The organism is Mycobacterium sp. 852013-50091_SCH5140682 (assembly GCF_001665685.1).
Classification (GTDB): domain Bacteria; phylum Actinomycetota; class Actinomycetes; order Mycobacteriales; family Mycobacteriaceae; genus Mycobacterium.
In genome coordinates this window covers 40,945-47,897 of the sequence record NZ_LZTB01000055.1, presented here as the reverse complement: position 1 = coordinate 47,897, position 6,953 = coordinate 40,945, and the positions used below count along the sequence as shown (strand labels likewise).

The following is a 6,953-nucleotide window of genomic DNA, read 5'->3' as shown; positions in this document are numbered from 1 at the left end:
TATGCGATCGTCGGCAGCGTCAGATGTGTATAAGAGACAGGGTTGCCGCTGCTGCGACGGGGGTGGATTGGGTGGCCAGTTCGGGCGATGGTGTGGATCGCGCCGGATCACCTGCGACGGCTCACGGCGGGGCCGTGGGGGCGGGTGCCGGTTGTCGTCCACAGAAAAAATGTACGTGCCGGACGCCTTCGGTTACTGCAACCAGCCCAGATGGCGTGCGGCGAGTGCGTAACCGACGAACGCCACGGTGTCGATGATGGTGTGCGCGATGATCAGCGGCCAGAGCCGGCCCGTGCGCTGCCAGGCGTATCCGAAGACCAGGCCCATGACGACATTGCCGACTCCGGCGCTGTAGCCCTGGTAGAGGTGGTAGGCGCCACGCAGCAGGCTGGAGATGACCAGGGCACGGCCCGGGCTGATGTCGAGCTGGCGCAGCCGCGTCAGCAGGAACCCCACCACGATGATCTCTTCGGCCCAGCCGTTGGCGAACGCCGCGCCGATCAGCACGGGTATGCGCCACCAGGTGTCGTAGAGCTCGGCCGGTTCCACGGTCGCGGACAGGCCCAGCAGCCGCGCGGCGGCGTACAGCGCCAGCCCGGGAAGGCCGATCAGCGCGGCCAACCCGAGCCCGCCGAGCCCGTCGGCGCGCCACCGCGGCCGGCCGAGGCCGATCGATCGCGGACTGTAACCGCTGCGCCACAGCAGATACAGCGCCAGCGCACCCCAGGCCAGCAGCTGCACGATGCCGGCCAGGTGCAGGCCGAGGTCGATGAGGTCGAACGGGGAGCGCTTGGGGTTGAGGGTGATCTTCTGGCCGGACAGCCCGAGCAGGACGCCCTCGGTGAGCTTCAGCAGCGCGGTGTAGGCGCTGAGTCCGAACGTCACCGCCAGGACGACGGCGATCTCGATGCGCAGGCCGCGGCGCTGCTGCGGGTCGGTGGACGGGGCCGCGGTCACCGGAGCAACGGTAGCCGTCGTCCCCGCGAGGGGTCAGACGCGCCGGGCGCGCAATCCGTTGAGGAACGGGCAGCCCATGAGGATCCGGATTGCCTGGTTCAGGCCGGTGACGTCGTCGACCGGCTTGGCGAACGGCAGCCGCACGTCGTGGTCGCCGTCGGCGTTCTCGACGCGCAGTTGTACGCCGTAGCGGTCCAGGCCCAGCGGCCGCACCCGGCCCTGGCGCAGGGCCATCGGCAGCCGGGTGGCCAGGCGCTCGACGACGTCGCGGTGTGCCGCTTCCATGTGCTGCAACCAGCAGGATTCCATCGCGCAGAACGGGTCTGGGCGGGCCTGCAGGAGCGCGCCCAGTGCGACCGACTCGGCACCGGTCGAGTCGGCCACCACCACGGACTCGATCTCCAGCCGCAGCAACGTATAGCTGTCGTCGGCTGTCTCGGGCCCGGTGTTCACCTGCAGCAGAGCGGGATTCGGGTCCTGCGTGGCGATGAGGTCCAACAGGGGTGCGACGGTCTCGGCAGGCACCTGCTGCAGCCGGCCGCGGACCCACACCAGTGAGCGAACGGGTTCGCGCAGGGGCAGCGGCGCATAGTCGGTGAGCTCGAGGACGGCTTGCACGCCTGCCGCGCCGGAGGACTCCAGCAGGGAGCTCACCGGACCGCCGGCAGGCACGGTGATGGCGAACGAACCGTCATCGAGCAGGTGATGCACGGGCGACGCGACCGGTTCGATGCCCTCGACGGCCAGCATGGCGCCCCCGCCTCGTGCGCAGGCGCTGCGGATTCGTTCAGCTGTCGTCGGTGCCGCTGTGGCCATCTCGCCGCCTTTCGTCGTTACATGTCAGTGTTAGTGAGGTAAGCCTAACTTAACTGGGCGTCGCGAAAGTGCAACCCTTCCCTTTCGCCCAGCGGGGGCACCTGTGCCGAACCGATAGGGTTGGCAACGTGCTGCGCATCGCCTACCTCGGCCCCGAAGGAACCTTCACCGAAGCGGCGTTACTGCAGATGGTGACCGCAGGACTGATCCCGGGCAGGCCGGACGGCACGGCCGAGTTCACGCCCGTGCTGACCGACACCACACCCGGTGCGCTGGCAGCAGTGCGCGACGGCGCGGCCGACTACGCGTGTGTCCCGATCGAGAACTCCATCGAGGGTTCGGTGCTGCAAACCATGGACAGCCTCGCGGCGGGCAGCCCGTTGCAGATCTACGCCGAATTCACCCTCGACGTCGCCTTCACCATCGTCACCCGCCCGGGTCACACCGGCCCGGTCCGGACCGTCGCCGCATTCCCGGTTGCCCTGGCGCAGGTGCGACGCTGGCTGGCGGCCAACCTCCCCGACGCCGAGGTGGTCCCGACCACCTCGAACGCGGCCGCCGCACACGACGTCGCCGAAGGCCGCGTCGACGCAGGCGTGAGCACCCGGCTGGCCGCGCAGCGCTGCGGGCTCGACGTGCTGGCCGACCGTGTCGTCGACGAGGCCAACGCCCGCACCCGGTTCGTGCTCGCCGGACAGCCCGGCCCGCCGCCACCCGCGACGGGCGCCGACCGGACCTCGGTGGTGCTGCGACTCGACAACGTGCCAGGGGCGCTCGTCGCCGCGATGACCGAACTCTCGATCCGCGACATCGACCTCACCCGCATCGAATCTCGTCCCACCAGAACAGAGTTGGGCACGTACATGTTCTTCCTCGACTGCGTCGGGCACATCGACGACGATTCGGTGGCCGAGGCACTCAAAGCGCTCTTCCGTCGTTGTTCAGATGTGCGATATCTGGGTTCCTGGCCGACTGGATCGGCGGCGGGCGCGCTGCCCCCGCAACTCGACGAGGCGTCGCAGTGGCTGACGCGGCTGCGTGGAGGAACGGCATGAGCGGACGGCTGATACTCGTCCGGCACGGCCAGTCCCTGGGCAACGTCGATCGGCGTCTGGACACCCGTCCGCCCGGCGCAGAGCTCACCGACCTCGGCCGCGACCAGGCCCGGCAGTTCGCCGGGGCGCTCGGTAACCGCCCGCACATCGTCGCCCACTCGGTGGCCCGCCGGGCCGCCCAGACCGCGGCAGGCATCGCGGGCGAGGTAGGGCTCTCACCCCACGAGTTCGAGGGCGTCCACGAGGTCCAGGTCGGCGAGCTGGAGAACCGCAACGACGACGCGGCGATCGCCGAGTTCAACGGCATCTACCAGCGCTGGCATCGAGGCGAGCTGAACCTGGCCATGCCCGGCGGGGAGAGCGCCAGCGACGTACTTGACCGCTACGTTCCCGTGCTCACCCAGCTGCGGCTGCGCTACCTCGACGACGACGCCTTCACCGGCGACATCGTCCTGGTCAGCCACGGCGCGGCCATCCGGCTGGTGGCCGCGGTGCTCGCAGGCGTCGACGGCGGATTCGCGCTCGACCATCACCTGGGCAACACCGAGTCCGTAGTCCTCGCACCCGTCACCGAGGGCCGGTGGAGCTGCGTGCAGTGGGCCCAGCTGACGCCGCCGTTCTACCCCGAACCGGCTGTGCGCCCTGTCGAAGAGGCGCTGCGCGCACCCGACCCGATGGGCTGAACGGGCTAGATCGCCAACGCGATGTCGCGGCCGCAGGGGCAGCCGACGGACTCGCAGTCGATGCTGAAGGCGTGTGCGGATTCCGGTGTGGTGCAGTCGCCGTCGGTGCACTCCGCGCGGTAGCGGACGTGGTGGATGACCGTGCCGTGGCAGTGCTCCAGCCCGGCCAGACAATCTCGGCACTGGATGCTCATGGCCTGTTCATATCACCGTGGGCCGACACCGCCGGGTTGCCGCGCGGGTCGTCTGCGGATCAGTCCCAACCCAGTTGGTGGAGCCTCTCGTCATCAATCCCGAAATGATGCGCGATCTCGTGGATCACCGTGATCGCCACCTCGTCGACGACCTCGTCCTCGCTGCTGCAGATGTCCAGGATCGCGTCGCGGTAGATCGTGATGGTGTCCGGCAGTGAGCCTGCGTACCAGGAGTCCCGTTCGGTGAGGGCGATGCCCTGGTACAGGCCGAGGATGTCGGGCTCGTCGGGGTTGCGGTCCTCGACCAGCACCACGACGTTGTCGATCGCGGCCGCCAGCTGCGGTGGGATCAGGTCCAGCGCGTCGGAAACCAGCTCGTCAAACCGTTGCGGGCGCATCCGCGCGGCCACGGGTCACGGTCCCGGCGGCGCGGGCGGAATCTCGGGCGCGGGTCCGGGTGCAGGCCCGGGGGCGGGCTGATCGCCCGCGGGAGCCGGTGGCGGTGCCTCGCCGGCGGGAGCCGCCGGTGCCGGTGCGGGCTGTTCGCCCGCGGGCGGTGCGGCAGGAGGCGGCGGGTTGGTGTTCGACGCCGGTGCCGGTGCGGCCGTGCTGGAGGCCGGCGGCTGCGGCATGTGCTGGGTCTGGTTGCCCGAGGACGAGGAACCAGACGACGAACTCGACGAGCCTGACGAGCCGGAGGACGACCCAGAGCTCGACGACGACCCCGACTGGGAGCCCGACGACTGCGAGCCAGAGGATGACGGGGTATCGGGCATGGGGATGGCCGGGAAGTTGAGCCGCTCCTCGGGAATGTCCGGCGGTGCGACGGGCGGCTGCCCGTTGATCAGCAGCTGGCCCTTCGCGCTGTTCACCAGGGTCGACCAGCCGCCGTTGCCGAGGGTGGCGCCGATGTTGCACGACACCTGGTGGCTGCCTGCAGACCAGCTGGGCAGCGAGATGGTGCTGTAGCTCAGCGCCAGCGTGGTGGCGCGCAGCTGCACCGGCGCGAGGTAGGCGTCGGTCAGCTTGGTGCAGGTGTCCTTGATGAACGAGTCCTGATCGGGGTCCGCAGGCAGGCCGCCGGGGAACTTCTCGGCCAGGTTCACCGCGCCGGTGACCTCCATGGCGTGCGGTGCCGCGCAGTCGACCGGAACATCGGTGGGCTGGTTGGTGGCAGGGTCGATGCCAAGGCAGGTTCCGGCGGCCCACACCTTCGACTGGTCGATATCGGCGACGTTGCCGCGGAACGGCAGCTGGGTGTCGCCGGGACCGAGCAACTGCAGGCCGCACAGCATGCGTCGCTCACCGGATTGCTTCCAGGCCTTTTCACCGGACCACAGCAGGCCGATGGTGAACTTGCCGTTCGGGTCGAACTTGGGACCGAGGTAGGACCGCAGCGCAGGCGTGCACTGCTCCTGGCTGATCTGGGCGACGCGTTCCTTCGACGGCGGCGCGGCGTTGGGGCCGTACTCGGTGCCGGGGAAGGTCTTCATGTCGATGGACTCGGCGACCTCGAAGCGGTGCTCGTCCTTGCAGGCCACGATGTGAGCGGCGTCGGGGTTGGTGCCCGGCCAGTTGAGGCAGTCGCCGGGCTTGACGTGATCGAACGTGTCGTTGCCGCGGGGTCCCAGCGAGATCGAGCCTGCGCTGAGCCCCGTCTCAGAGCCCGTGCCGTGCGAGAACGCCGTGATCAGGCCGGCGATCAGAAGGCCACCCAGCGCCGTCAGCAACAGCACACGCCGCGCCGACGCGGCGTGCAAACTGTTCCACCACTTCCCCCACTTCCGATCATCGTCGGTCCGGTAGGGGAGCAGATCGTCTTGCTCGGGTGCCTCCAACATCGCGTCCATTGTGACAGGCGTGTCAGGCCATGTGACAAGTGATGCAGTTGTAACGTTATGTGGTTGTGCTGGCCGACGGCTACCAGACCACCCATCAGCCACCTCGGATGCACGCCCGGCGCTGTCGAAAAGTATGGTTGCGCCCGTGATCGACCTCAAGCTGCTGCGCGAGAATCCGGACATCGTTCGCGCGTCGCAACGGGCCCGCGGGGAGGATCCCGCCCTCGTTGACGCGCTGCTGCAAGCAGACGCCTCCCGGCGGGCGGCAGTCTCGGCCGCCGACAATCTGCGCGCCGAACAGAAGGCCGCCAGCAAGCTGGTCGGCAAGGCCTCCCCGGAGGAACGCCCGGCCCTGCTGGAGAAGGCCAAGGATCTGGCCGAGCAGGTGAAAGCGGCCGAGGCGGCACAGGCCGACGCCGACACGGCCTTCACCGCGGCGCACATGGCGATCGCCAACGTCGTCATCGACGGTGTTCCGGCCGGCGGCGAGGACGATTTCGTCTTGCTCGACACGGTCGGCGAACCCCGGGCCATCGAGAACCCCAAGGACCATCTGGAACTCGGCGAGGCCCTCGGCCTCATCGACATGGAACGCGGCGCCAAGGTCTCGGGCTCGCGGTTCTACTTCCTCACCGGGCACGGCGCATTGCTGCAGCTCGGCCTGCTGCAGCTGGCCGCCCAGCTGGCGGTGGCCAACGGGTTCACGCTGATGATCCCGCCTGTTCTGGTGCGCCCAGAGGTGATGGCAGGCACCGGTTTCCTCGGTGCGCACGCCGAGGAGGTGTACCGGCTGGAGGCCGATGACCTCTACCTGGTCGGCACGTCCGAGGTGCCGCTGGCGGGCTATCACTCCGACGAGATCCTCGATCTGTCGGCCGGGCCGCGGCGCTACGCCGGCTGGTCGTCGTGCTTCCGACGCGAGGCAGGCAGCTACGGCAAGGACACCCGCGGCATCATCCGGGTGCATCAGTTCGACAAGGTCGAAGGCTTCGTCTACTGCAAGCCCGAGGACGCCGAAGCCGAGCATCAGCGGCTGCTGGGCTGGCAGCGCCAGATGCTGGCCGCCATCGGTGTGCCCTACCGCGTGATCGACGTCGCCGCAGGTGATCTGGGCTCGTCCGCGGCACGCAAGTACGACTGCGAGGCGTGGGTCCCCACCCAGCAGACCTACCGGGAGCTCACCTCGACGTCCAACTGCACGACGTTCCAGGCGCGGCGCCTGTCCACGCGGTACCGCGACGAGAACGGCAAGCCGCAGATCGCCGCCACCCTCAACGGGACGCTGGCCACCACCCGCTGGCTCGTGGCGATCCTGGAGAACCACCAGCAGCCCGACGGCAGCGTGCGGGTTCCCGAAGCCCTGGTGCCGTTCGTCGGTACCGCGGTTCTGGAGCCGGTGAAGTAGTC

8 protein-coding genes are annotated in these 6,953 nt (G+C 69.2%); 3 read left to right on the top strand and 5 right to left on the bottom strand.

Going from position 1 to position 6,953, the window contains the following annotated elements; translation table 11 throughout:
• Positions 1-192: 192 nt before the first annotated feature.
• Together A5784_RS16680 and A5784_RS16675 are read right to left on the bottom strand one after the other, a co-directional pair.
• On the bottom strand, positions 193-957 hold the full coding sequence (locus A5784_RS16680) for a CPBP family intramembrane glutamic endopeptidase (protein ID WP_064946022.1): 765 nt from the start codon (positions 955-957) through the stop codon (positions 193-195).
• A gap of 33 nt (positions 958-990) precedes the next feature.
• On the bottom strand, positions 991-1,773 hold the full coding sequence (locus A5784_RS16675; RefSeq protein ID WP_064946021.1) for a DUF2470 domain-containing protein: 783 nt from the start codon (positions 1,771-1,773) through the stop codon (positions 991-993).
• Between the two features lie 128 nt (positions 1,774-1,901).
• On the opposite strand from A5784_RS16675, the gene pheA reads away from it, so the two are divergent.
• Together pheA and A5784_RS16665 are read left to right on the top strand one after the other, a co-directional pair.
• Entirely contained in the window at positions 1,902-2,828 is a 927-nt protein-coding gene (gene pheA, locus A5784_RS16670; protein WP_064946020.1) for a prephenate dehydratase, read from the top strand.
• Positions 2,825-3,511: a histidine phosphatase family protein gene (locus A5784_RS16665; RefSeq protein WP_064946019.1), complete on the top strand. Its 687-nt coding sequence runs from the start codon at positions 2,825-2,827 to the stop codon at positions 3,509-3,511. The genes pheA and A5784_RS16665 overlap by 4 nt, the downstream gene beginning before the upstream one ends.
• A gap of 5 nt (positions 3,512-3,516) precedes the next feature.
• Here A5784_RS16665 and A5784_RS16660 read toward each other — a convergent pair whose 3' ends face one another.
• From A5784_RS16660 to A5784_RS16650, 3 genes are read right to left on the bottom strand one after another with little or no spacing between them, the layout of a single operon-like run.
• Complete coding sequence (locus A5784_RS16660; protein WP_064946018.1) at positions 3,517-3,705, bottom strand: hypothetical protein; 189 nt, start codon at positions 3,703-3,705, stop codon at positions 3,517-3,519.
• 59 nt (positions 3,706-3,764) lie between these two features.
• Positions 3,765-4,115, bottom strand: coding sequence for a metallopeptidase family protein (locus A5784_RS16655; RefSeq protein ID WP_064946017.1), 351 nt, complete (start codon positions 4,113-4,115; stop codon positions 3,765-3,767).
• A gap of 3 nt (positions 4,116-4,118) precedes the next feature.
• The gene (locus A5784_RS16650) at positions 4,119-5,555 is read right to left on the bottom strand and encodes a septum formation family protein (protein ID WP_064946016.1); all 1,437 of its coding nucleotides are present in this window, start codon (positions 5,553-5,555) and stop codon (positions 4,119-4,121) included.
• 136 nt (positions 5,556-5,691) lie between these two features.
• Here A5784_RS16650 and serS point away from each other — a divergent pair, with 136 nt between their 5' ends.
• Positions 5,692-6,951 (top strand): serine--tRNA ligase, encoded by a 1,260-nt coding sequence (gene serS, locus A5784_RS16645; RefSeq protein WP_064946024.1) that lies wholly within the window; start codon positions 5,692-5,694, stop codon positions 6,949-6,951.
• Positions 6,952-6,953: the final 2 nt, after the last annotated feature.